19 protein-coding genes are annotated in these 24,875 nt (G+C 36.2%); 11 read left to right on the top strand and 8 right to left on the bottom strand.

Going from position 1 to position 24,875, the window contains the following annotated elements; translation table 11 throughout:
* Positions 1-60: 60 nt before the first annotated feature.
* Both ltrA and LC076_RS21400 read left to right on the top strand, forming a co-directional pair.
* Positions 61-1,320, top strand: a complete 1,260-nt coding sequence (ltrA, locus tag LC076_RS21395) for a group II intron reverse transcriptase/maturase (protein ID WP_226671185.1) — start codon at positions 61-63, stop codon at positions 1,318-1,320.
* Between the two features lie 233 nt (positions 1,321-1,553).
* Positions 1,554-2,582: a threonine aldolase family protein gene (locus LC076_RS21400; protein WP_226671186.1), complete on the top strand. Its 1,029-nt coding sequence runs from the start codon at positions 1,554-1,556 to the stop codon at positions 2,580-2,582.
* Positions 2,583-2,899: 317 nt separating this feature from the next.
* Here the strand turns inward: LC076_RS21400 and LC076_RS21405 are convergent, their stop codons facing one another.
* Together LC076_RS21405 and LC076_RS21410 are read right to left on the bottom strand one after the other, a co-directional pair.
* Positions 2,900-3,799: a 3-hydroxyacyl-CoA dehydrogenase gene (locus tag LC076_RS21405; protein ID WP_226671187.1), complete on the bottom strand. Its 900-nt coding sequence runs from the start codon at positions 3,797-3,799 to the stop codon at positions 2,900-2,902.
* A 187-nt stretch (positions 3,800-3,986) separates the two neighbouring features.
* Positions 3,987-4,403, bottom strand: a complete 417-nt coding sequence (locus LC076_RS21410; protein ID WP_226671188.1) for an Rrf2 family transcriptional regulator — start codon at positions 4,401-4,403, stop codon at positions 3,987-3,989.
* Between the two features lie 213 nt (positions 4,404-4,616).
* On the opposite strand from LC076_RS21410, the gene LC076_RS21415 reads away from it, so the two are divergent.
* Positions 4,617-5,477, top strand: coding sequence for an SDR family oxidoreductase (locus tag LC076_RS21415; protein ID WP_226671189.1), 861 nt, complete (start codon positions 4,617-4,619; stop codon positions 5,475-5,477).
* 568 nt (positions 5,478-6,045) lie between these two features.
* Complete coding sequence (locus tag LC076_RS21420) at positions 6,046-8,115, top strand: glycosyl hydrolase 115 family protein (RefSeq protein WP_226671190.1); 2,070 nt, start codon at positions 6,046-6,048, stop codon at positions 8,113-8,115.
* A 163-nt stretch (positions 8,116-8,278) separates the two neighbouring features.
* Here the strand turns inward: LC076_RS21420 and LC076_RS21425 are convergent, their stop codons facing one another.
* A complete protein-coding gene (locus LC076_RS21425; RefSeq protein WP_226671191.1) occupies positions 8,279-8,743 on the bottom strand; it encodes a DinB family protein in 465 nt (154 codons plus the stop codon).
* A gap of 200 nt (positions 8,744-8,943) precedes the next feature.
* Between LC076_RS21425 and megL the strand changes: the two genes are divergently transcribed.
* Both megL and LC076_RS21435 read left to right on the top strand, forming a co-directional pair.
* Positions 8,944-10,131, top strand: coding sequence for a methionine gamma-lyase (gene megL, locus LC076_RS21430; protein ID WP_226671192.1), 1,188 nt, complete (start codon positions 8,944-8,946; stop codon positions 10,129-10,131).
* A 144-nt stretch (positions 10,132-10,275) separates the two neighbouring features.
* Positions 10,276-11,439, top strand: coding sequence for an iron-containing alcohol dehydrogenase (locus LC076_RS21435; RefSeq protein WP_226671193.1), 1,164 nt, complete (start codon positions 10,276-10,278; stop codon positions 11,437-11,439).
* Positions 11,440-12,066: 627 nt separating this feature from the next.
* Here LC076_RS21435 and LC076_RS21440 read toward each other — a convergent pair.
* A complete protein-coding gene (locus LC076_RS21440; RefSeq protein ID WP_226671194.1) occupies positions 12,067-12,981 on the bottom strand; it encodes a nuclease-related domain-containing protein in 915 nt (304 codons plus the stop codon).
* Positions 12,982-13,129: 148 nt separating this feature from the next.
* Positions 13,130-14,014 carry a helix-turn-helix domain-containing protein gene (locus LC076_RS21445; protein ID WP_226671195.1) on the bottom strand — a complete coding sequence of 295 codons (885 nt, stop codon included), beginning with the start codon at positions 14,012-14,014 and terminating at the stop codon, positions 13,130-13,132.
* 238 nt (positions 14,015-14,252) lie between these two features.
* Here LC076_RS21445 and LC076_RS21450 point away from each other — a divergent pair, with 238 nt between their 5' ends.
* The 5 genes from LC076_RS21450 to LC076_RS21470 all read left to right on the top strand — a co-directional run bounded on the left by LC076_RS21450 (position 14,253) and on the right by LC076_RS21470 (position 21,214).
* A complete protein-coding gene (locus LC076_RS21450; protein WP_226671202.1) occupies positions 14,253-15,131 on the top strand; it encodes a radical SAM/SPASM domain-containing protein in 879 nt (292 codons plus the stop codon).
* Between the two features lie 325 nt (positions 15,132-15,456).
* On the top strand, positions 15,457-17,850 hold the full coding sequence (locus LC076_RS21455) for a GH36-type glycosyl hydrolase domain-containing protein (RefSeq protein ID WP_226671196.1): 2,394 nt from the start codon (positions 15,457-15,459) through the stop codon (positions 17,848-17,850).
* Positions 17,851-17,989: 139 nt separating this feature from the next.
* Complete coding sequence (locus tag LC076_RS21460; RefSeq protein WP_226671197.1) at positions 17,990-20,014, top strand: EAL domain-containing protein; 2,025 nt, start codon at positions 17,990-17,992, stop codon at positions 20,012-20,014.
* Between the two features lie 270 nt (positions 20,015-20,284).
* On the top strand, positions 20,285-20,587 hold the full coding sequence (locus LC076_RS21465; protein ID WP_226671198.1) for a hypothetical protein: 303 nt from the start codon (positions 20,285-20,287) through the stop codon (positions 20,585-20,587).
* A 69-nt stretch (positions 20,588-20,656) separates the two neighbouring features.
* Positions 20,657-21,214 carry a general stress protein gene (locus LC076_RS21470; protein WP_226671199.1) on the top strand — a complete coding sequence of 186 codons (558 nt, stop codon included), beginning with the start codon at positions 20,657-20,659 and terminating at the stop codon, positions 21,212-21,214.
* A 392-nt stretch (positions 21,215-21,606) separates the two neighbouring features.
* On the opposite strand, the gene tatC is transcribed toward LC076_RS21470, so the two are convergent.
* The 3 genes from tatC to LC076_RS21485 form a co-directional block, all read right to left on the bottom strand.
* Entirely contained in the window at positions 21,607-22,338 is a 732-nt protein-coding gene (gene tatC, locus LC076_RS21475; protein WP_226671200.1) for a twin-arginine translocase subunit TatC, read from the bottom strand.
* Between the two features lie 298 nt (positions 22,339-22,636).
* Positions 22,637-22,867 (bottom strand): twin-arginine translocase TatA/TatE family subunit, encoded by a 231-nt coding sequence (locus tag LC076_RS21480; RefSeq protein WP_146950021.1) that lies wholly within the window; start codon positions 22,865-22,867, stop codon positions 22,637-22,639.
* 20 nt (positions 22,868-22,887) lie between these two features.
* A complete protein-coding gene (locus LC076_RS21485; RefSeq protein ID WP_226671201.1) occupies positions 22,888-24,321 on the bottom strand; it encodes an alkaline phosphatase PhoX in 1,434 nt (477 codons plus the stop codon).
* Positions 24,322-24,875: the final 554 nt, after the last annotated feature.

The following is a 24,875-nucleotide window of genomic DNA, read 5'->3' on the forward strand; positions in this document are numbered from 1 at the left end:
GGGCTTAGTAAAGAACTTACTTAAAGAGAACGTATTGTTCACGTAGGAAGGAAGATCTTCATGTTAATGGAACGAATGTTGTCACGAGGAAATCTTTTGAACGCGCTAAAGCGAGTTGAAAGAAACAAAGGAAGCCATGGAATAGACAATATGTCCGTAAAAGACCTACGAAAACATATACTCGAAACATGGGGAAACCTGAGAGCTTCTCTAACAGAGGGTACATATCAACCTTCTCCTGTCCGCCGGGTTGAAATCCCAAAACCGAACGGTGGAGTAAGGTTATTAGGTATCCCAACCGTGACAGATCGTTTCATTCAACAGGCGATTACTCAAATATTAACACCGATCTTCGATCCAACCTTCTCAACACAGAGTTATGGCTTTCGTCCAAATAAACGAGGTCACGATGCAGTGAAAGAAGCGAAAGGGTATATCGAAGATGGTTATCGTTGGGTAGTCGATATAGACTTAGAGAAATTCTTTGATAAAGTCAATCATGATCGTTTAATACGTATCCTGTCAAATAGGATTCAAGACCGAACTCTTCTATCATTAATCCGTAAATACCTACAATCTGGCATTATGATTCAAGGTGTTGTGACACAATCTGAAGAAGGAACACCACAAGGTGGACCGTTAAGCCCACTTTTATCAAACATAGTTCTGGATGAACTAGATAAGGAATTGGAAAAGAGGGGACACAAGTTTGTTAGATATGCAGATGACTGTAATATCTACGTAAAGTCTAGGAGAGCTGGACAACGTGTGATGGAGTCAATTACCTGTTTCATTGAATCAACTCTAAAACTCAAAGTAAATAGAGAGAAAACAGATTTAGGTAGACCATGGAAAAGGAAGTTTCTTGGTTTTAGTGTTACTTCTCACAAGAAACCGAAGGTGCGAGTGGCGAAAGAGAGTATTCAACGTATCAAGAAAAGGATACGTGAATTAACATCAAGGTCAAAGCCTATCCCGATGAATACAAGAATTGAACGATTGAATCAATATTTGACTGGATGGTGTGGATATTTTGCGTTAGCAGATACACCAACAATATTCAAAGATTTAGATCAATGGATTAGAAGAAGACTCCGAATGTGCCAGTGGAAAGAATGGAAGAAACCGAAAACTAAAGTGAGAAAACTTGTAGGGTTCGGTATACCAAAAGAAAAGGCATATGAATGGGGGAACTCCAGGAAGAAATATTGGAGAGTAGCCAAGAGTCCGATACTACAAAGAACCCTTTCGAACTCTTACTGGAGTTTGAAAGGGTTGAAAAGTCTATATGAAAGATATTCACAACTGCGTCAGACATAAATGGAACCGCCGTATACCGATCGGTACGTACGGTGGTGTGAGAGGTCGGGGGTTAATCACCCCCTCCTACTCGATTAAGTTCAGACCAGTATACTTGGCTATCAATACTATCATTATTAATGCTTTGCTGATTTAATTGATGTTATAATAAGTGATAAAAAGTACCGTGTGGAACAATTTGTGAAACAAGAAAAACCGGGCGGTGACAGGCACCAAAAAGGAGACTTCAAATTATGTACAGCTTTAAAAACGATTATAGTGAAGGCGCTCATCCAAGAATTCTTCAGGCGCTTATGGAGACAAATTTCATCCAAGAAGAGGGATATGGTGGAGATCAGTTTACTCAAAGGGCAGTTGAGTTAATTAAACAGCATATCGGAAATGGTGATGTGGATGTACATTTATTATCAGGTGGTACACAAACAAATTTAATAGCGATTTCTGCATTTTTGAGACCACATGAAGCGGCGATTGCAGCAAGCACTGGACATATATTTACTCATGAAACAGGTGCCATTGAAGCAACAGGACATAAAATCATTGCGGTAGATACAACGGATGGAAAATTAACACCTGATCACGTAGAGAAGGTGCTAAATGAACATCCTGATGAACATATGGTAAAGCCAAAGCTTGTCTACATATCTAATTCAACGGAGATTGGGACAATTTATCTAAAAAAAGAATTGATGCAATTAAGTGAATGTTGTAAGAAAAACAACCTTCTTTTGTTTATGGACGGAGCGAGACTTGGATCTGCTTTATGTTCAACAGTAAATAACCTAGAGCTAAGTGATATTTCATCATTGGTTGATGCTTTTTACATTGGAGGAACAAAAAACGGAGCACTTCTTGGTGAAGCATTAATAATATGTCTTGAATCATTAAAAGAAGATTTTCGTTATCATATGAAGCAAAAGGGTGCACTACTTGCAAAAGGTAGACTACTAGGCATTCAGTTTCAGGAGCTTTTTAAAGATAATCTTTATTTTGAGTTAGCTTCTCATGCAAATGAAATGGCTGAAAAGCTAAATAACGAGTTAAAAAAAGAAGGCTTTTCATTTTTAACAAATTCTCCATCAAATCAAATTTTTCCTATTCTTTCAAATACATTAATTGAAGAATTGCAAACGAAATTTGCATTTCATGTTTGGGAAAAAGTCGACAAGGAGCATTCTGCAATTCGTCTTGTTACCTCATGGGCAACAAAGGAATCAGAAGTAGTAGCATTTGTTGAAGCAATAAAAAATAGAGCTTCATAACTGATTGTTAGGCTATTTTCGCAAACTTTGTTGCTTATAATTACCTGAGGAAATCAGCATTGTATTAAGTCTAGTGGGGCATCTTCTCTTCATAAAATAGTGGCCTTATATGCGAGAATACACTGTTTATACTGCATATTTTGGTTACATAGCAACAATCTTTCAGAAAAGAGCCTTTTGTTATGAGAAGCAGCACTTTAAATCAACTCAACAAGGGATGGCGAACCTTACTATAATTGATGATTCACCTAAGAGAGTAAAGTAGGAGACAACACCATAAATGTTTTTATGGAAATGCCTCCTACTTTTTTTAGGGGTTAACTTCTTAAGAAATCTGGTTTTTCGTAATTAGGGTTAGGGTATGTATAGAAACCTTCTCCTGTTTCACGACCAAGTTTGCCTTTATCAATATATTCCGTTTTCAACAGTGAAGCTAATTTTGCATATTCTTCACTGCCTGTTGCTTGTGCTCGAGCATTAGAGATATTATAAGCAGTTGTAATTCCGACGATATCAAGGATGGCAAATGGTCCTTTAGGAGATCCTGTAGCAATCATCCACGTTTTATCAATCGTTTCTGGATCAGAAATTTCTTTCACTAATAACTTCTGAGCAGCTTCTAATAAAGGAACTAAGAGAGAATTTAAAATATAGCCTGGCTGTTCTTTATGTAGTGGCAATGCAACCATGCCAATGGCTTTTGCAAATTCAAGTACCTCGTCAAAAATCTTCATATCTGTTCCAGGATGTTTCATAACCTCTGCAGTGTTATTGTTCCAAATTTCATTAGCAAAATGAAGAGCTAAGAATTTTTCTGGTCGACCAGTCGCTTCAGCAAACTGACTTGGTAATAGTGTTGAAGAATTTGTTGCAAAAATCGTTTTTTTAGGAGAAACTTCCCCTAATTTTTTATAAAAATCAATCTTAATTGAAACAACTTCAGGAACTGCCTCAATAACAAGATCTGCATTTTCCACAGCTTTTGTTAAATCAGAGTAGTAGGAAATGCGACTAACTGCAGAATTTAGCTGATCTTCAGTAGCTCGTAGATCTTCTTGATAACGTGGTTTTAACTTCGTGATTCTATCTTTCGCACGTTCAATTGCCTCATCATTAATATCATAAAGAGAGACATTAAATCCAAAAAAAGCTGATTGGAACGCAATTTGACTACCTAACACTCCACCACCAGCAACCGTCACATTTTTATAATTCATTGATCATTCTCCTTTTCCACCATTTTTCTTGCGGCTTATTGTTTATTATCAATACGACCTTTAGTATAGACTCATTTTCTAAAAAGATGAAAGAAAGTGCTTACATTTTCATTCGGAGAGGAATGAAATGAGGATGATCTTGTGGAACAATTGTGAAACAAGAAAAATCGGGTGGTGACAGTCACCACTACTTGATATCCCGAACAATATCTTCAATTGTGACAGCTCCTAGTACTTTTTCCATGGCTAGTTGTGCAGCTGAGAGGATCGGTGTGAGTGTGTTTTGGATGTTTTTTCCTACGTGACATTCAGGGTGAGGGTTTTGATGGATGCTGAATAATTCTTGTTCCTGAACCACATCTACTGCTTTATAGATCTCAAGTAATGTTATATCAGAAGGTTTCTTGGCTAACTTTGCTCCTGCGATACCTGGTTTTACTTCTATTAATCCAGCTTTTTTTAACATACCCATAATTTTTCTAATCAAAGTCGGGTTAGTATTCACACTTCCTGCTAAAAATTCGGAAGAGTTTATCCCGTCTTTATTTGAATCTATTAAGGTTAATATATGAATACCAACTGTAAATCGGCTACTGATTGACATAAAATTCTCCTACCTTATACTGAATTCCTAAAAAAGAGATTTATCCTGTATTTGAATTGATTACAACGTATTATACCTTATATTAGGTGGAAAATGAAAAGGTTATTAGTTGACTTCTTGATAACATGTATCTATTATGAATACATGTGATGGATGTAGATACAAGTTAGTGTTGGAAATTCAGATAAAACAAATTAATTGGAGGTTTAATCAATGAAAATGTTAGTAACAGGAGCAACAGGTAAGCTAGGATCGAAAATTGTAGAAGCTTTATTGAAAACTGTCCCAGCAAATCAGATTGCTGTTAGTGTTCGTGATCCGAAAAAAGCAGAGGAACTACATAACCGCGGAGTAGAAGTTCGACAAGGAGATTTTGATTCTCCAGAAACATTGGATACCGCGTTTACGGGTATCGATCGCTTGTTAATTATTTCAGCTGATGGTGATAATGAAACAAGAATCAAGCAGCATGAAAATGCAGTAGCTGCTGCAAAGCGTGCTGAAGTTAAATTCATTGCTTATACTAGTATTGCAAATGCAATGGAAAGTAAAAATGTTCTAGCACCAACACATAAAGCGACCGAAGAAGCGATTGTAAATACAGGTATTCCTTATTCATTTTTACGAAACAATTGGTATTTAGAAAATGAAAGCTCAAGCATTCAAGGTGTACTAGCAGGAGCTCCTTGGGTAACATCTGCTGGTAATGGAAAAGTAGGCTGGGCATTGCAGCAGGATTACGCAGAAGCCGCAGCAGCAGTGCTTTCTGGTAAAGGTCATGAAAATACAGTTTACGAATTGTCTGGAAAGAACCTTACTCAAGAGGAGCTCGTATCAATTCTGGGGAAGGAAATAGGAAAAGAAGTAGCACTTCAACAAGTGGATGATGTGACTTATGCTAACATTATGAAGGATGCTGGTGTACCTGAATTCCTCATTCCTTTCCTTGTCAACATTCAAGAAGGTATCAGAGAAGGCACACTTGAAGTAGAAAGTAACGATTTTGAGAAATTACTGGGACGTCCTGTAACACCAGTTGAAGAGGGTATTGCTCAAATTGTTAAAGGAATTTAAATATGAAAAATAACACACTAGGCGTAATCGTTCATAAGATTGCGTCTTTTTGTTTGGCTATTTTTGGAGGAGATTTTGTCGAAAATAGTCTAATCGATGATAATATCTAAAAATCGAAGATAAATCCGTAGAATCGAAGATAAATTCCGAAAATCGAAGATAATTTTCTAGAATCGAAGACAAATTTACAAAATTAACATCTGCATTTAATTGTTGACGCTTACAAGTGTTTTGAGTTTGTTAATTTAATTGCTTTTTCACCATCTTACCTGAGTTTGATGAGTTTTTGAAAGGTTTTTATGGAGAATTATCCCAATCAAGCTAGGTAGATGATAAAAAGGGTACTGTTCCAAGAAAAATGGATGCCACTGCCCTCTAAACAGTAAAATTCCCCCTGAGTTCTACAAAAAGACCTTAGTATGAGCGAGAAGAGACCTGATTTTTAATGTAAGTTATCTGATTTTCGAATTAATTATTGTGTGAAAGTTCAATACAATAAGGAGAAGTACATAAATTTTTGTGGATAAAAATGATAGCGCTATCAACTGGTTTTTCAAGGAGGAAAAAAATGAGTGAGATTTCACAAGTAATTATTGATCATACCTGTATAATTTCTAGACCAAAAAATATCTCAAAAGCTGTGCAGCATGCGCTAGATATGGTTGTTAGAGATCATAAAAAAGTATTTGGGAAACAACCTGAGATAAAAGTAGATTCTGAGAACGAAGCAACAATTGTAATAAGAAATGTAGCCAATCGTGATGAATGTCCAACTAGACCAGAAGCCTATGGTTTTCGTTTCGTGAAAAATAACGATAAATGGTCTCTGCACATTATTGGATATGATGATTTGGGGATTATTTATGGATTGCTAGAATATAGCCGACAATTTTTAGGTATAGATCCATTCTGGTATTGGGCTGATTTACCTGTTCAAACAGCAAAAAAAATGCAGATCCATACAGAGAAATTTGATTCTGTTGAGCAAAAGGTAAAATACCGTGGGTGGTTTGTGAATGACGAAGTGTGCTTAATTGGATGGAAAGAAGAATATCCACCAGCAAAAGACGTGTGGTATCCAGTATTTGAAGCTTTATTAAGATGTGGTGGAAATATGGTCATACCTGGTACAGATCTTCCTAAGCACGGAATTCATGCTGATTTAGCATTAGAGATGGGATTGTGGGTCACACATCATCATGCGGAACCTTTGGGTGCGGAAATGTTTTTACGAGCTTATCCTGGTAAAAAACCAAGCTACAAAGAAAATCCTGAGCTATTTGAAGCTCTTTGGGAAGAAGCGATTCAGAAACAAAAAGATGAAAAAATTGTTTGGGTGCTTTCATTTAGAGGACAAGGAGATGCACCATTTTGGCAGTATGATCCAGAATTCGATACCGCTGAAAAAAGGGGTGAAATGATTTCCAAGGTTGTTGCACGGCAATATGAAATGGTTTGGCGCTCCGTTGACCAACCTGTTTGTTGCATGGCTCTTTACGGTGAAATAGCTGAGTTATATGAAGATGGACATATCACAGTGCCAGATGGTGTGCTTAAAATTTGGGCGGATAATGGATATGGCAAAATGGTTTCGCGAAGACAAGGAAATGAAAACTATCGAATTCCTTCACTACCTAAAGAGGGTGATACTGGTGAAAACGGAATTTACTATCATGTTACTTTTCATGATCTTCAAGCATCAAATCATTTGACAATGTTCCCTTCACCTCCTGATCTGATAAAGGAAGAAGTAGAAAAAGCTTTACATGCTAATGCTGCATCATATCTTTTATTAAACAGTGGAAATATCCGACCGCATCTATATCCATTAGATCTTATTAGTTACTTATGGCGTAATGGCAGTATTGATGTTCGTGACCACCAACAAAAATTCATCAGTCGTCTTTATAAAACACATCATGATGAAATAACGAAACTGTACAATAGCTTTTTTGAAAAGTCCATTCAGTATGGACCTAATATTGATGATAAAGCAGGTGAAGAATTTTATCATCATAACGCACGGAAAATTCTTGGACATTGGCTCCAAGGTAAAAGCAATATTCCAAATGAGAAGCTTTTTTGGGCAACAGGTAAAATTCCTTTTATGGATCAAGTGAAATGGTTTTTGGATGTATGTGAAAGCAGTTTACCAGGCTGGGAGGAATTATTGGAAGATTGCCAACAGCTTTCTGCTAAACTATCAAAAGAAGATCAACAAAGGTTTTTAGATCAATTCATTCTACAAGTGACAATCCATGTTTCAGGTTGTAAAGGATTTATTTCATTATGTGAATCTTATTTAACCTTCACCCAAAATGACTCTCCCCGTGCTTTTGTTCAGGCTTCACAATCTATTTGGTCTTACAAGGAAGGCCAGGTTGCATTAAAGAAGTCTGAGCATGGTAAATGGAAAAACTTCTACCGAGCAGATTGGTTAACAAACATTGAAAGCACCATCTATTCGCTGGAAGCTCTAAGAAAATTCCTAAGGATGCAAGGAGATAGCCCCGACTTCTTCCTATGGTACAAAGAATACCTCATGCCAGAAACAGAAAAACACATTTACCTAGAAAACACCCATCGGAATCCTTATTCGGATGATGAATTAGCTAGAATGCTAGCGGAGAAATGGTAGGGGTGCCTGTCACCGCCCGGTTTTTCTTGTTTCACAACTTGTTCCACAGAAACTAAAAAAAGCTTGTTTCTTCTCATGTTAGTGTCGAGATGACAATTCATGAGATGGAACAGGCTTCTTTATTTGAGAAATTAAACTGATGCTTAAACTACAATTATTCCCTCTAAACCAACTTCAAAATCGATTTCATCATCCCAATATGCATTCCTTCATGATAGAAACCAAATCGAATAAATTCGTGTGGAGTACTTAATGTGAAACCAGTGGAAGTTGTATAAGGTTCTTGCACTTTTTCATCTAGATTACTTGAGTCAATCTCTACATAACGTTTTAACTGATTTTCTAATAATTGAACAATTGCTTCTACACTTGGAACAGCAGCATCCCATGTTGTTGGAGCGGTTCCAGGAATGAAATAGGTATCAATATTATCAGGGAAGTGAGGAGAAGTATTCGTGATTCTAGAGTAAAACCTTTCACTGATTACATAAATATGACCCAGATTCCAATGGATATTATGTGGAAATCCTTCGGGTGTTTTTTCAATTTGATTCTGTGATAACTCATTTGCAATTCGAATCGTGACATTACGAATAATTGTTAATTCAGAAAAAAGTGCCTGGCTCATGTTTGGGCTCCCTTCAAATAGAAAAACTGAATTTCAGAATACTAATTACCATTATATAGGAAAATATATTTTATAGAAAGTAAGACTCTCAATTTATGAGTTACTTAGAAAAATATCATGTACCAAGTGACGAATAAGTTATAGAGAAAATATCATATTATACAACAAGTATTATACAAGCTTGTATAAGGGGGATTTTCATGAAAAAGGAAAGTAATTATCGCTTTGAAACAAAGTCAATACATTCTGGCTATGATGCAAAAAATCATAATGACAGTTTAACCCCACCTATTTATCAAACCTCCACATTTACTTTTTCCTCTATTCAACAAGGTGCAAATCGATTTGCAGGTGTAGAAGATGGCTATATTTATTCAAGACTTTCAAATCCAACTGTAACAATTTTAGAAGAAAGAATGGCTCAGCTCGAGGAGGGAGAAGCAGCGCTCGCGTTTGGATCTGGTATGGCTGCTGTATCAGCTGTGTTAATTGGATTAACCAAAGCTAACGATCATATTTTGTGTTCAAAAGGGCTATACGGATGTACATTTGGCTTGCTACAAATGCTTCAAGAAAAATATTCGATACAGCATTCCCTTTCAAATTTATCAACATCTGATGAAATTCTTTCAGGTATTCGAGAAAATACGTCATGTATTTATATCGAAACACCCATTAATCCTACTATGAAAATAATTGATTTAGAACTAGTTACAAAAATTGCGAAAGAAAAGGGCATCAAGGTTGTTGTTGATAATACTTTTTTAACACCATATTTGCAAAAACCTCTAATAATAGGCTGTGACCTTGTCATCCATAGTGCAACAAAATACATCGGAGGTCATGGAGATGTGATCGCAGGAATTGTTGCTGGTGAAGCAGACACGATTCGTTACTTAAAGAAAACTACACAGAAGGATATCGGAGGAGTGATTTCTCCGTTTGATGCATGGTTATTACTTAGAGGGCTGAAAACATTGGGAGTTAGGATGGATCGACATTGCGAAAATGCAGAAAAGATCGTTGAAAAGCTGAGGAATCATGCAAAGGTTAAATCAGTTTACTATCCTGGAGATATAACACATCCTGATTATCAAATAGCGAAAAAGCAAATGAAAAAAGGTGGTGGACTTATTTCCTTTGAAGTGACTGGCTCATATGAAGATGCCGTCAAATTTGCTGATCACCTGGAGTTAATTCAGATCGCCGTTAGTCTCGGAGATGCAGAAACTCTTATCCAGCACCCAGCTTCAATGACACATGCTGTCGTTCCAGAAGAAACGCGCAAACAGATGGGAATAACAAATGAATTACTTCGACTATCTGTTGGTCTAGAAGCATGGGAGGATATTTGGGGAGATCTGGAGCAGGCATTGGATCAATTGTGAAAGAAAAACCGGGTGGTGACAGGCACCGCCCGGTTTTTCTTGTTTCACGAATGTTTCACAGCAAAAATACAAAGGCTAATGCAATGTAATTGCTTTCATTCACTAATAAATATTAATATAGAGTTTAGACAGGAGGAGAAATTTATGCAAAATTTCACATTTGATAATAAAACAAAAATTATTTTTGGTAAGGATAAAGAGCAAGTTGTTGGAGAAGAGTCTGTTGTTTATGGGAAAAAGCTTCTTTTACATTATGGTGGAGGAAGTATTAAGGAAAGCGGATTGTATGATACGGTATTGAATTCGCTAAAAAAGCAAAATGTTGAGGTATATGAGTTAGGTGGAGTAAAGCCAAACCCTAGAGTTAGTTTAGTCAGGGAAGGTGTTACTCTTTGTAAGGAAAATAACATCGACTTCATTTTAGCTGTAGGTGGAGGAAGTGTGATTGATTCGGCGAAAGCGATTGCTGCTGGAGCGAAATATGATGGTGATGTATGGGACTTCTTTACAGGGAAGGCTGGGGTCACAGAATGCTTACCAATCGGTGTTGTATTAACCATTCCTGCTGCTGGAAGTGAATCAAGTGCTGGAACAGTGATCACGAATGAAGATGGGGATTATAAGAGAGCAACTGGTTCTTTACTGATGAGACCACAGTTTGCGATCCTAAATCCAGTCCTTACATATACTTTGCCTTCTTATCAAACTGCTTGTGGTGTAACAGATATGATGGCTCATATTTTAGAGAGATATTTCACAAATGAAAAAAATGTAGAGTTAACAGATCGTTTATGTGAAGCAACGTTAAAGACAATTATCAATAATGCTCACACAGTGATTGAAGAGCCAACGAATTATGATGCAAGAGCAGAAATTATGTGGGCAGGAACGATCGCACACAATGATTTATTGGACACTGGTCGAATTGGTGACTGGGCAAGTCATGATATTGAGCATGAAATAAGTGGCATATATGATATTGCTCATGGAGCAGGATTAGCCATTATTTTCCCAGCTTGGATGAAATATGTGTACAAGCATGATATTAACCGTTTCGTTCAATTTGCTAACCGAGTTTGGGATGTAGAAATTGATCTAAATAACCCTGAAAAAACAGCGTTAGCTGGAATTAAGAAGCTAGAACAATTCTTCAGCTCCATTGGTATGCCAGTATCATTAAAAGAAGTAGACATCAATGACGAACACTTCACAGAAATGGCGAAAAAAGCAACAGAAAGATGGCCATTAGGTAACTTTGTGAAGCTACATGCTGATGATGTGGAGAGGATTTATCAGTTAGCAAGATAATAGGGAAATTTGTATGCAGGAGACTTATCTTAGTGATGGGTCTTCTTTGTTTGGTTATTTCGGGAGGAAAGTATGGGGATATTAAGATATTAGATCGAGGAAGACCATAAGTAGACTGTGTGAGTTATTGAAAGTCTATCATCGACTGAATGAAGGACAAAAGCAAGCGCAAGTGCAAATGAAAAGTCCGTCATCGACTGAATGAAGGACAAAAGCAAGTGCAAGTGCAAATGAAAAGTCCGTCATCGACCGAATGAGGGACAAAAGCAAGAACAAGACCAAGTGAAAAGACCGTCATCGACTGAATGAAGGACAAAAGCAAGCGCAAGTGCAAATGAAAAGTCCGTCATCGACTGAATGAAGGACAAAAGCAAGCGCAAGTGCAAATGAAAAGTCCGTCATCGACCGAATGAGGGACAAAAGCAAGTGCAAGACTAAATGAAAAGTCCGTCATCGACTGAATGAGGGACAAAAGCAAGTGCAAGACAAAGTGAAAAGTTCGTCATCGACCGAATAAAGCCTATAAGCAAGCATAAACCAAGAAAAAAGGTATTCATTCATCATCAATGAATGAATACCAACAAACTATACTCTCCCACAATCTAAATTTCTAAATCTCAAAAAGATTTATTCATAAAAAGTCCACTGTTTTTCTCCTCTAGATTTAAAATAACTCTTTAAAATTCTCGAAATCCTTTTTTTAGATTCAATAACTTGACACCACTCGTGGATTGAATTTGTAGTAATTTTATGATTAGGAAAAAGCAGTTTGAATTCATGTACACTTCGAATGACTGCATCTTTAATAGCTTCATGACTTCCGCATTCAGAACAATGAAATTTATGAATTCTGGCACCGCCAGAGGTTAAAAAGAAATGACACTTGATACATGTGATTCCTTTTTGAAGCTGTGCGAAATCGTAAGAAGGTATGTTTTTAAAAGGAGAATCAACTATGTGAAGTGATCCTATTTTCTCGGCTAGCTTCAGTTGTTTTTGATTTATTTTCATAGAATGTAAGGAATTTAATTTAGTAAGATATTTATTAATCTGAGTTGGGAGGATATAAGAGTCAGTAAGTGGTGCTTGATATAAGGTGAATTTAGGGTTAATAAAAATAACGTGTGCTTTAATAGGGATATGATATCCATAACTTTGGAGTAATTGACGTAATAGTGAATCAGATCTACTTAACTGGGTTAAAGGATTATTAATTTCAGTTTTAGGCTTCTTATATAATCTGTCATGTTCATAATAAAAATCACCTTCAAAATTCTTTACTTCGAATAAGTAGATAGAGTCCGGGGTTATGAGAAGTGAGTCAATTTGAAATGATGTGTTATTTTGTTTAAGTAATAAATCATTTAGAATAAGACAATCCAATTCGAGTTTATCTGTTAAAGAATCAAATGTCATTTCTCCTTCATAACCCTTTTTAAGATTAAGAAAGTATGATTTGTCTTTTTCAGATAAATTCATTCGGTTATTTAAAACCTGTAAGGTAAGTAATTCAGTAGATTCAGAACGAGTTTTATATAACATAATCCACACCTTTTCTTTATTAGTAACTTCCACTATATTCTATTATAGGAAAAAGAATAAGAACAAGCATAATAGAAAAATCGATTTTGGGTGCCTGTCACCACCCGGTTTTTCTTGTTTCACAAAGAAGTTCCACGCACACAAACCATCAATCCCCATCCCCAATAAAGTCATATAGCCAACTAGGCATTGTTCTTTCTTTTTGCTTTTCTTCAGTTAGCATTTTATAAACGACACGATAGAAGTAGCCTTCAAATGTTGAAGTAATCATATTCATTTTTTTCCTAAAGATCGTTTGTTTAAAGGCGTTAATAACAAGTTCCATCACGTCATGTAGCTCGCATTTTAGGTTCACTTTGTTATAGGCAATTAAAACACGGTTCCATAGTTTATAGATCTCGATTGCGTTTAAGTATGGTTGTGTTGCTTGGACGAATTCCTTGTTCACAGAAGCAGGGATAAAGCTTGTATCCATTTTCCAAGCAGTATTAGCTTCGATACTTATATCAAGTTGTAGTGGTTGGGTTGAAGCAGATTTTCTTGTTGTTGAAGAAGTACTATTTTCCGAGTTTCTTACGTTATTAGGTTTATTATTATTTTTCTCACAGAGTGAGCTTTGTTTATTTCTTGCTTTAATAGGTGTGACAGATACAGTGACATCCTGGGGTGACATCTTATTTAATTGATGATCAATTTCTTCAAATGGTTGAAGAACTAGGATATTCACACCTTGTTTACCATTCATTCTTGCAGTGGGAATTTTCTTTATTATTCCAAGGTCCTCTAGTTTTTTAACCGCACGGATAACGGTTCTTCTACTAAGCTGTACTGCCTCTGCAATGGTGTCGTGCTTTGCAAATGAAACACCAACTACTTTCAGAGAATGTTTCCAGATGAATTTTAAAACACTCAGAGTTCCTTCAGAAAGTGCTGCTTTATTTTGATATAAAAACCCACGAACAGCTTGATCCATTTCCTCAATTGTATTAAAAGATTGATAGCTTCGAATACTTTCATAATTAAACTTTTCCACGTTAATTCCCCCATTAAAAAAATGAATAACTCTTAATTTCTATATAGGGAGAATGAGGAGTAAGAGTAGCGTGTGATTTTAAAAAAATTTAAATTTCGGGACTGTTCCCAAGTTCTTTAAAGAGATAAAGCGACATACTAAAATAAGGATGTTTGCATTCTAGGGAAATTATGCTTCAATAGAGAGGGAGCATTTAGATGTTTTGTTCTAAGTTGTGAGAGAAGTGAGGATAATGCAGTTGAAAAAGTTTAAGAAATTTTATGTTGAGATTACGAGTATTTGTAATCTTGCGTGTAGCTTTTGTCCACCGACAGAGCGGGTAAAACAATTTATTTCGATTGAGGATTTTACTAAGAGGTTGGATCAAATAAAACACCATACAGATTTTATTTATTTGCATGTAAAAGGTGAGCCGTTGCTTCATCCTAAAATAGATAAGTTATTAGATATAGCACATGAAAAGGGATTCAAAGTTAACATTACGACAAATGGAACGTTAATAAACAAAAATAAGCATAAGTTATTAAATAAGCCTGCACTTAGACAAATGAATTTTTCATTGCATAGTTTTGATGGACATGCAGGTTCGAAGGATAAGCTAGGGTATGTGACAAGTGTGCTTTCTTTTATAAAAGAAGCAACAAGTCAATCAAATTTAATTGTATCGCTAAGATTATGGAATCTAACTGAAGATAATAGTGAGAATGTTGTCAAAGAGCAAAATCGTGAGGTTCTTGAGATTATTGAGAAAGAATTTGATTTGGATTATAAAATTGAAGAAAAAGTTGTTCCTGGTAGTGGAGTGAAGGTTGCAGAACGTATCTTTATTAACCAAGATATTGAGTTTCAGTGGCCTGCATTACATGAAGAAGAAGATGACGGAAAAGGATTTTGTTATGGTCTTCGAAATCAAGCGGGTATTTTGGCAAATGGAACGGTTATTCCTTGTTGTTTAGATGGAGAAGGAGTCATCAACCTTGGAAATATTAATGATGCTTCTTTTTCAGATATAATTGAGGGAGAGCGTGCGAAGAACCTTGTCGATGGATTTTCTCAAAGGGTAGCAGTAGAAGAGCTTTGTCGTAAATGTGGATATCGAAAAAGGTTTGGAAAATAAAACGAAATGAATAGGACCTGCATGATGTAAGAAGATAAATGTTCTTCTACTAACTTCGTGAGGTCCTATTTTTTTGTGGAAAGAGCTGGTTTCTCTGAGATCGTTGTTTTAGAAAAATTAAGGAAGAGCTCAAAGTAATAAATATTTCTAGACAATTTATACAAAACAATGGTTGAAGTTCTATCTATTGAAACCGGTTTATTTTTTTCTATAAATTTCTAAAATATATCAATTAATGGATTGGTTTTTGATATACTAAACTTGTTCAAGCATATAATCATAAGTATATCTTTATCGTAGATTGCTAAAGAAAGAGGGGATTAAGATGATAAGAGCGTCAGAAAATAACGAGTATTATGAGCTAACTAGTCCTACTAGTATGCCAAAGGCTTCAGGGTTTTTATGGAATGACAAAATGATGATTCATGTGAATTGTCGTGGTTATGCAGTTGCACAGTTTATGCAGCCAGAGCCTGCGAAATATTCGTATGCACCTAATTTGGAAGCGAAAACATTTATGCAGCCTGAACAGCCATATTATGCTCATCATCCAGGGCGTTTTGTTTTTGTAAAGGATGAAGAAACAGGTGAAGTGTTTTCAGCGCCATATGAACCTGTTCGTGTTCTTCCTGATAACTATACTTTTTCTGTAGGGAAACATGATATTGTCTGGAAGGTTGAGCATCAAGGAATAGTCATTGAAATGACATTGAGTTTACCTAAAGATGAAGCAATTGAGCTTTGGAAAGTGAAGGTAAAGAATACTTCGAAAAGAAAGAGAAAACTGAGTATATACCCATATTTTACAGTTGGATACATGTCATGGATGAATCAATCAGGTGAATATAAGAAGGATTTACAAGGGATTGTTTGTTCTGCCATAACACCTTATCAAAAATATCAAGATTATGAAAAAATTAAAAACTTAAAAGATAAAACATTTTTATTAGGCGATCATGAACCATTTTCATGGGAAGTTAATCAAGAAGCTTTTGAAGGTGAAGGTGGAATTACCTTACCATCAGCAATACAACTGGCTGAATTAGAAAAAGGGGATTCTCGTTATGAAATGCCTGTTGCTGTATTCCAATACAAATTGGAAATGAATCAAGATGAAGAGAAGGAATACAGATTTTTATTTGGAGCAGCTAAAACAGAGGAAGAGATTGCGAACATACGAGAACGTTATTTTTTAATTAAAACGGAAACCGGTTTCCTTACTGGATTTGATTTAGCCCTATCAGAATATGCAAAGTATATAGAAGAAGGTAAAGGCTGTATTCAAATTAAAACTCCAGATGCTGATTTCGATAATTTTGTAAATACTTGGCTACCTCGTCAAATGTATTATCATGGTAGTACAAATCGTTTATCAACTGATCCACAAACGCGGAACTACCTTCAAGATAATATGGGCATGAGCTATATTAAACCACAGATTGCTAGAGATGCTTTTCTTTTGGCATTAAGTCAGCAAAAAGCAAGTGGAGAAATGCCGGATGGGATCATTTTACACAAAGATGCAGAGTTAAAGTATATCAATCAAGTACCACATACAGATCATTGTGTTTGGTTGCCTATTTGCTTGAGTACATATTTAGATGAAACAAGTGATTATGCCATCCTTGAAGAAATTGTTCCATTTGCTGATGAAGCAGAAGAAGCGGCAACCGTTTCTGAACATATTAACCGAGCGATGTATTGGTTGATTAATGATAGAGATGAACGAGGTCTAAATTATATCAATCAAGGAGATTGGTGTGATCCTATGAATATGGTTGGCTACAAAGGGAAGGGTGTATCCGGCTGGCTAACAACAGCTTCAGCATATGCTTTTCTAATTTGGGCTGATATTTGTGAAAAAAATGGCCAGATCTCAATGAGTGATGAATTTAGACAGCAAGCAGATATAACAAATGAAGTGATTAATAAGTATCTGTGGGATGGCGAGTGGTACGCACGAGGTATTACAGATGACAATGTAGTATTTGGTATTAGTAAAGATAAAGAAGGACGCATTTTCCTTAACTCTCAAGGGTGGGCACTTTTAAGTGGAGCTGCAGATGAAACAAAAAAACAAAGACTATTAGATAGCGTTGCTGAACAATTAGAGTCACCATATGGAGTTGAAATGCTGGGGCCATCTTATACAGCTATGAGAGAGGATGTTGGACGGGTTACACAAAAACATCCAGGATCTGCAGAAAATGGCTCAGTTTATAATCATGCGGCAGTTTTTTATATCTACTCCCTTTACTCAGTAGGAGAAACAGAAAACGCCTACCGTTTGCTGCGTAAAATGATTCCGGGTCCAGATTTGGATGACATTCTTCAAAGAGGTCAATTGCCTGTGTTTATTCCAAATTATTACCGAGGTGCGTATAAACAAATCCCACGCACAGCTGGACGTTCAAGTCACTTGTTTAATACTGGCACCGTTTCATGGGTTTATCGCTGTTTGGTAGATGGGTTATTTGGTATAAAGGGGCAAAAAGAAGGACTTAAGATTAATCCACAACTACCTTCTGACTGGCAAGAAGCTTCTGTAAAACGAACATTTAGAGGAGCAGAGCTACAAATTGATATGAAACGGGATGAAAATGTTAGGAAAATAGAAGTGTATGTGAATAATGAATTTGTGGAAGATGGTATACTCAAAGATTTGAAACCTTCTGAAGAAGAATACCATGTACGTGTTAAAATTCCATTAAAAGGTTGAGCAAAGTACCTACCAAATCCGATTTAAAACGGATTTGGTAGGTATTTTTTAGTGTAAAGTAAATGGTGTACTAGAGATAAGAGAATTTGTGCCGATATAAGTATTATAAATATTATTACGTTATGAGGTTGTTACTACTATGTCAAACACACAAGATTTAATCCTACTAAGTGGGGAATATTCCTCTTCCATTGTCGTGCTTTCGGTTATCATTGCTTGCTGTGCTTCTTATACGGCACTTTCTCTCAATCAACGAATTCAACAAAATAGTTTTTTTCATAATTATTTTTGGTTAGCCCTTTCCTCGATAGCGATGGGATTAGGCATATGGTCGATGCATTTTGTTGGTATGAGTGCGCTTGCTCTACCAATTTCAATGGAATATGACCCAATATTAACAGCAATATCAGCTTTACCTGCAATACTTGCTTCGTTTTTAGCTTTTTATATTGCCAACCGTGCAAATCGCAATCATTTGCCATATCTCCTAGCTGGAATAACGATGGGGATTGGTATTTCATCTATGCACTATATTGGCATGGCTGCGATGAAGATGGAATCTGAATACATCTACAATCCATGGGTGTTTTTATTATCGATTTTCATCGCTATCGTGGTGTCATATGTAGCGTTGTTTATTTTTTCGAATTCAAAAAAATTCATGGGAAATCAATATATAAAGGTTATTACGTCAATCATCATGGGACTCGGAATTTCAAGTATGCACTATACAGGTATGATGGCTGTTGACTTTTATGTAGAAAAATCTGTTGATATCCATACTCATACCTTTCACCAAATGGACATGACGTTACTCATCACTGTTGTAAGTATCGGAATTTTTATCTTATTGCTCATTTCTGCTTTAACTAGCTTATTAGATCGATATGTAGATTATCGCTTACATCACTTCGATGCTTTAACTTTGTTACCTAATCAAAGGCAATTTGAGGCTAGTATTAATAATAACACCAATAGAAGTGGTAGCTTAGCGATTTTTCAACTTCATAATCTGGAAAATTTAATTAGTGCTCACGGCTATACAGTGGGAGATGAGATTATAAGGGCAATAAGAGATATTATTCATAGTCAAAAACCATCATCTGCAACTTTATATCGTATAGAAGCCAATCGTTTTGCATTACTTACCCTTGAGGAATCTACTAATGAAAAAGTGAAAGAAGCACTGGAAAATATACTATCATTGCTAAAGAAGCCAATTATTGTTGAAGAAAATTCAATCCCGGTCCATGTGGTTTGTTCAGTTGACTATTTAAGTGGAGAAAAAGATGTAAAAGAGTTATTTACTAATACGATGGCCGTTCTTCAACATCCATCAATCGCACGACAGCATAAAGTGATAGAATATGATCCTTCGATTCATACTTATAGTTTTGAAAGACAAATACTTCAAGATATTAATCGAGCGATGACTAATCATGAACTATTTATTGCTTATCAGCCGAAGGTATGTTCAAAGTCAATGAATGTTACTGGCTTAGAGGCATTATTACGTTGGAAACATCCAGAACAAGGAATGATTTCACCGGGAATTTTTATACCAGTGCTTGAGGATAATGGAAAAATCTTTGATGTTACAGACTGGGTTATTCAAGAAGTATTTAAACAGATATCCATATGGAATAAGCAATCAATACCTATGTATCAAGTTTCCATTAATATCCCTGGTGCTTATGTTACATCTCCTAGATTATTACATGTTATTTCCGAAAAGTTATCTGAATACAGTGTTAATAGTCATATGATCGAGTTAGAAATAACAGAGACAAGTGTGATTCATGATATTGAAAATGCCATTTCAGCAGTTGAAAAGTTAAGAGGTATGGGGTTATCTGTTGCTTTGGATGACTTTGGTACAGGTTTATCTTCTTTGTCTTATCTTAAAAGAATTCCAATTTCAACGATTAAAATTGATAAATCTTTTGTCGATGATGTTCCTTTATCTGAAAAAGATTCAGATGTGTTAAGAGCGATCATCACCCTTTGCCACTCTCTACATCTTAAAGTTGTCATAGAAGGAGTAGAAACAAAAGAACAAATGAATTTCATCACATCCGTTTCTGAAGCACTTCATATACAAGGATACTATTTCTCGCGACCCCTAATAGAGAAAGAGCTGATCACTTGGTATCGCGAAAGGTAACTTTTTTTCGAAAAATTTGTTATTTTTCATCCTTTATCACCTTAATCATGGAGTTAAGAAAACGGAACACAGGATGCTTTAATTATGATTTAGGAAAAAATTTTACAGAATAGTTTTATAGTACTAGACTTGGATATTGCTATCCAAGTCTTTTTGAATTTCGTCATGTAGAAAAGCTGAAATCACAATGTTGATTCATCTAAAAAATGTTTAATAACAAATACATGTGGGGAACAAGCAGAATATCAAACAAAAGAAGGAGTGGTAAGAATGAAAAAACAAAATCTATTTGCCGTATTACCATTAGCAGCAGGAATTCTATTAACAGGTTGTGCTGAGGATACTTCTGAGGATGAAACAATCTTAGAGGATGAAGAGATGATGGATGAGGAAGGAAATGCTGGAATGGATGAGGAAGAACCTGATTTAGATGAGGAGCCATCTGAAGAGGAAGGAAATGCTGGAATGGATGAAGAAGGACCTAGTTTAGATGAGGAAGCACCTGAAGAGGAAGGAAATGCTGGAATGGATGAAGAAGAACCAGATCTAGATGAAGAACCTTCTGAACAGTAATAAAAAAATGTTTAGCTAAACTCACATAGGGAAATAACCAAGTGTACACAAATAATAGGAGGGATCTTGATGAAAACGACAATTATTGGTGGAGTATTTAGAAACCAAGATGAAGCGGTTCGTGCAATTGAAGCCCTTCATGATTTGGGATACGAAAAGAATGATATTTCGATTTTTGCTAAAGATCGAGATGATGTGAAAAGTATTCAACATGAAACAAACAATGATGTTTCAGAGACAAGCAGTGGACGAGGCAAGAATGCAGGAAAAGGCTTCGGTATTGGTGCAGGAACAGGTGGTGTTCTTGGCGGTATTGCAGGTCTAATTGCTGAGATTGGCTTGTTAGCTATTCCTGGTATTGGTGTTCTTGCAGCTGCAGGACCATTAGCAACAACATTAAGCGGTATGGCCATTGGTGCTGGTGGTGGTGGTTTAGTTGGTGCCCTAACTGGTGCAGGTATTCCTGAAAAACATGCACAAGAATATGAAGATCATCTAAACAAAGGTCATATTGTTGTATTAGTGGAAGCAGAAGAAGAGCGTGAAGATACTGTATATGATAAATTTACGTATAACAATTCATTAAATACACATACGTATCCTGAAAATGTTCGTAGAAATAAATAATAAGCAGTTGAAATAGTTAATATAAAATCACCTTTGGCAGATACGTTGCTGCCAAGGGTGATTTTTTTATTAAATTTACTTTATATAATATAAAGGATAAACAAAATAAAGTTGTTAAAATGTTATGAACAGAGGAATAACATCTCTCGGTTGTTTTTTTATGAGGTAAGAAAGCATAAAAGTTTTACTTAGTTTTAGTGTCTAGCTCCAACAGTATGACTTTTTACAAAGAAGTCTTATGCTTATAGCTTATCAAACCTCAGATCATCTCCATACGATTAAGAAAAATCGGTTTGTTAGCTTATACCTTGTATCGTTTTCTTTAGTCGATGCTACACCAATTTGTGTGGTGGTGACCAAGTGCTTGCACTTTTTTATATGTATCTCTATTCTTACTGAACGGCATGACGGGATTCAAGAGTGAGTTTTTTCCGATAAACTACTTTTGATAATGTAATACTAATTTCATATAGCAAAACTAACGGTACGATAACCAGAATATCAGATATAAAATCTGGAGGAGTAATTAGTACAGATATCACGATTAAGAAAAAATAAGAGATTTTTCTTGATTTTGCAAGCCTCTGTGGATTAATGATCCCGAGCCTTGTTAAAAACATGATGATCGCAGGCATCTCAAATAAAAAGCCAAAGGGCAATGTAAGATTAATCATGAATCTAAAGTATTTATCCACGGTGAAAAATGTTTCGAATTGATCACCTGCAAGTGTTTGGAGAAAGGATAAAACGATTGGGAATAGCATAAAATAGCCGAATGAAATTCCTGAAAGGAACAAAATGAAAATTCCGGGAATAAAAGCTAATGTCACTTTTTGCTCTTCTTTTCTAAGACCAGGTTTAACAAAAAGCCAAGTTTGTAAGGCAGCAATAGGAATGGTAAATGTAATGGCGCTAATTCCTGCAATAGCCATGTAAACCCAAAGAATATCACCAGGACCTAACACAGCTAGCTTATCATTTAAATCTTTAACTAAGAATTGATGGATATCTTGAACAAAAAGGAAAGAAATAATAAGAAATAGGAGAAAGGAAGCCAAAGTAATGATTACTCTTTTTCTTAACTCACTTAAATGATCAATGACATTTTTTTCAGTTAAATCCACGTTAAACAACTCCTTTCAAAAAGCTCCTGATTTATGTAAATGTTAAAGAAATAAGCAGGCTTTTGACCTGCTTATTTCTTTTAGTTAATGGCTCAGTTAAACTTTGTTGTTGATTTCCGTTACAGGCATTCGCTTTCCCGGGAAAAAAGTACCTTTTTTCCTAGGTCCGGGAGCCTCCTCGGCGCTAACGCCTGTGGGGTCTCCCGTTGACACGCTTCTCCCGCAGGAGTCTCACGCCTTTCACTCCAATCAACAATTTGCTAAAAATCAACATTAAGCTTTAACATAGCTTAGTTAATTAACTACCTGTTTTACTAGTAGGTCGCTCAACAGCTTGTATCTTTGAGTTTTCATCTGTTTTATCATTTTCCTTATTATCACCGTTAACTAGATCATTTGTGGCTTTTTTAAATTCCTTAAGAGTTGAACCAAAAGCTCGTCCGATCTCAGGGAGTTTTGAAGGGCCGAAAATAATTAGCGCAATGACTAAAATAAGAATTAAGCCGGGAATTCCAATATTTTGTAGCATTTATCTTCCTCCAATGATCATTAATTTAATTTTATTCCGTGGCGCTCAAATGCTGCTGCTTCTAGAACAGACATACCTTGTGCTTCGGCAACCTTAGCAGTTTTTTCTGCAATTTTCGGTGCAAGATTCGCAGGAGCAGAATAGGACATTTCTCTAGCGCGCGCAGAGTTTCTGCGTGGGAACGGTCCCCAAATGGCAAAGGTTATACCTGGACTTTGAATATTGACAAATAGCGTTTTTCCATCTGGTGAGAAAATTGGACCGGCAAATTCACTAGTATTTAAACTGTTTGCAGCAAAAGGATAAACTTTTCCTTCTGGAGTAATTCCCATGATGCGATCTTGTCCGCTACCATCTTCAACAAACCAAAGGTCACCCCAAGGAGTACAGCAGATATTATCTGGATATTCCATATACTGAGCATCGTTTCCTTCATAGAAAAGCTCCAATGTATTAGTATGAGGCACATAACGATAAACACGTCCAAGTTTTTTGTCACCGGCAGAGGTGTCATCAAACCAGAAAACACCCTCTTGGAAGAACGCACCCTCAAGTCTACTGAATTCAATGCAGTTTTGTGCCTTAGCATCCTCGCGACATAAATGAGGATCTACTTTCTTCCAAACTAGCTTAAATGTTTGTCCTGTTTTAAATGTGCTTGCTGATGGATCTGTTACAGCTTCAATTGCCGCTGCATATAGAGTACCGCCCTTTTGTAACGAACCTGTTTTTTGGCTTAAGTCATTAGGAATAAAACGGTAAAGGTAACTTGGATTTGCATCCTCGGTTAAATAAACATATCCTGTTGAAGGATCGATCGCACAAGCTTCGTGAGAAAAGCGTCCCATTTCCTTGATTGGAGTTTTGGACAAGTCGTTTTCCGGTTGCTGTGGGTCTACTTCAAACACATAGCCGTGTGTGGAACTACGTGTTTCTTCACAAGTTAACCATGTACCCCAAGGAGTCGCTCCACCAGCACAATTTCGGATTGTACCTGAAGAGGTAACATATTCTTTAACTACTTCACGATTAGAACCTACAACTAGAGCTGATGTACCACCTTGAGCATTGGCATCATAAGGGTTCTTTCCAAATGCTTTGCCTGTACTCAATTCATGGTTACGAACAAGAACAGTTGTGTTGTTTGGTCCTTCAAATGCAGCCATCCCATCAAATGCTCCAGGAATTGGGGTTCCATCTGTCATCAGTTCGCCTTGTCTGGAAATAATTTTGTAATGAAACCCTCTAGGTAAATCGAGAATTCCATTTGGATCCGGAACTAAATCTCCATAACCACCAAATCCAGATGTAGGATTTCCTTTCGCTTGACTTGTTGTGGCATTCCCTACAGATAGTAACCCAGTAGTTCCTAAAGATAATGCAACTGTACTCATTCCTCCAACTTTTAGAAAATCACGACGGTTCATACTTTTAAACTCTTTGTTTTCGGTCATTGATATTCCCTCCCCATAATTTTTGAGTCAGTTCATTGGTGTTGTCTATCTATATACAAGCTAACAGGCTTACGTAAAAGGAATGTGAAAATAAAGTAAATATTTGGTGAACACAGAAAAACGGTAAAAAAGAACCGTATCTATGCAAATATGAAAATTGTCATAGATACTGTGAACTATCAATCTAGGTATGAAAGATAAGATATCTACTGGAAACTCAACTTTTATTTCAAAAGATTGATGTGAAATTGGATGAGTAAGAGAATATTTGAAACATGTAAAGCCTGCCGATGATAAGCTTTTATTTCCACTATGGAAGGAACCCTCAATGATAATCGGAGGGTGGGTTCCCAAAAAGCGCACGTAAAAATTACTTTCCAAGGCATTAATCAGTATGGAAAAATAGATAATAAAACCTACATCTTCGATAATTTTTAGGTAGTGTCAAAAGTTCTATGAAAACTACCTAGAAGTTTAAGCTCTCTGCCAGTTATTAGGTGGAAAGGCTGCGCAATCGCTCTTGACAAACACACCAATGGTTTATTGGTAAGTTA

Origin of the sequence: Metabacillus litoralis, from assembly GCF_020524045.1 — a bacterium.
In the GTDB taxonomy this organism is placed as follows: Bacteria; Bacillota; Bacilli; order Bacillales; family Bacillaceae; genus Metabacillus; species Metabacillus litoralis_C.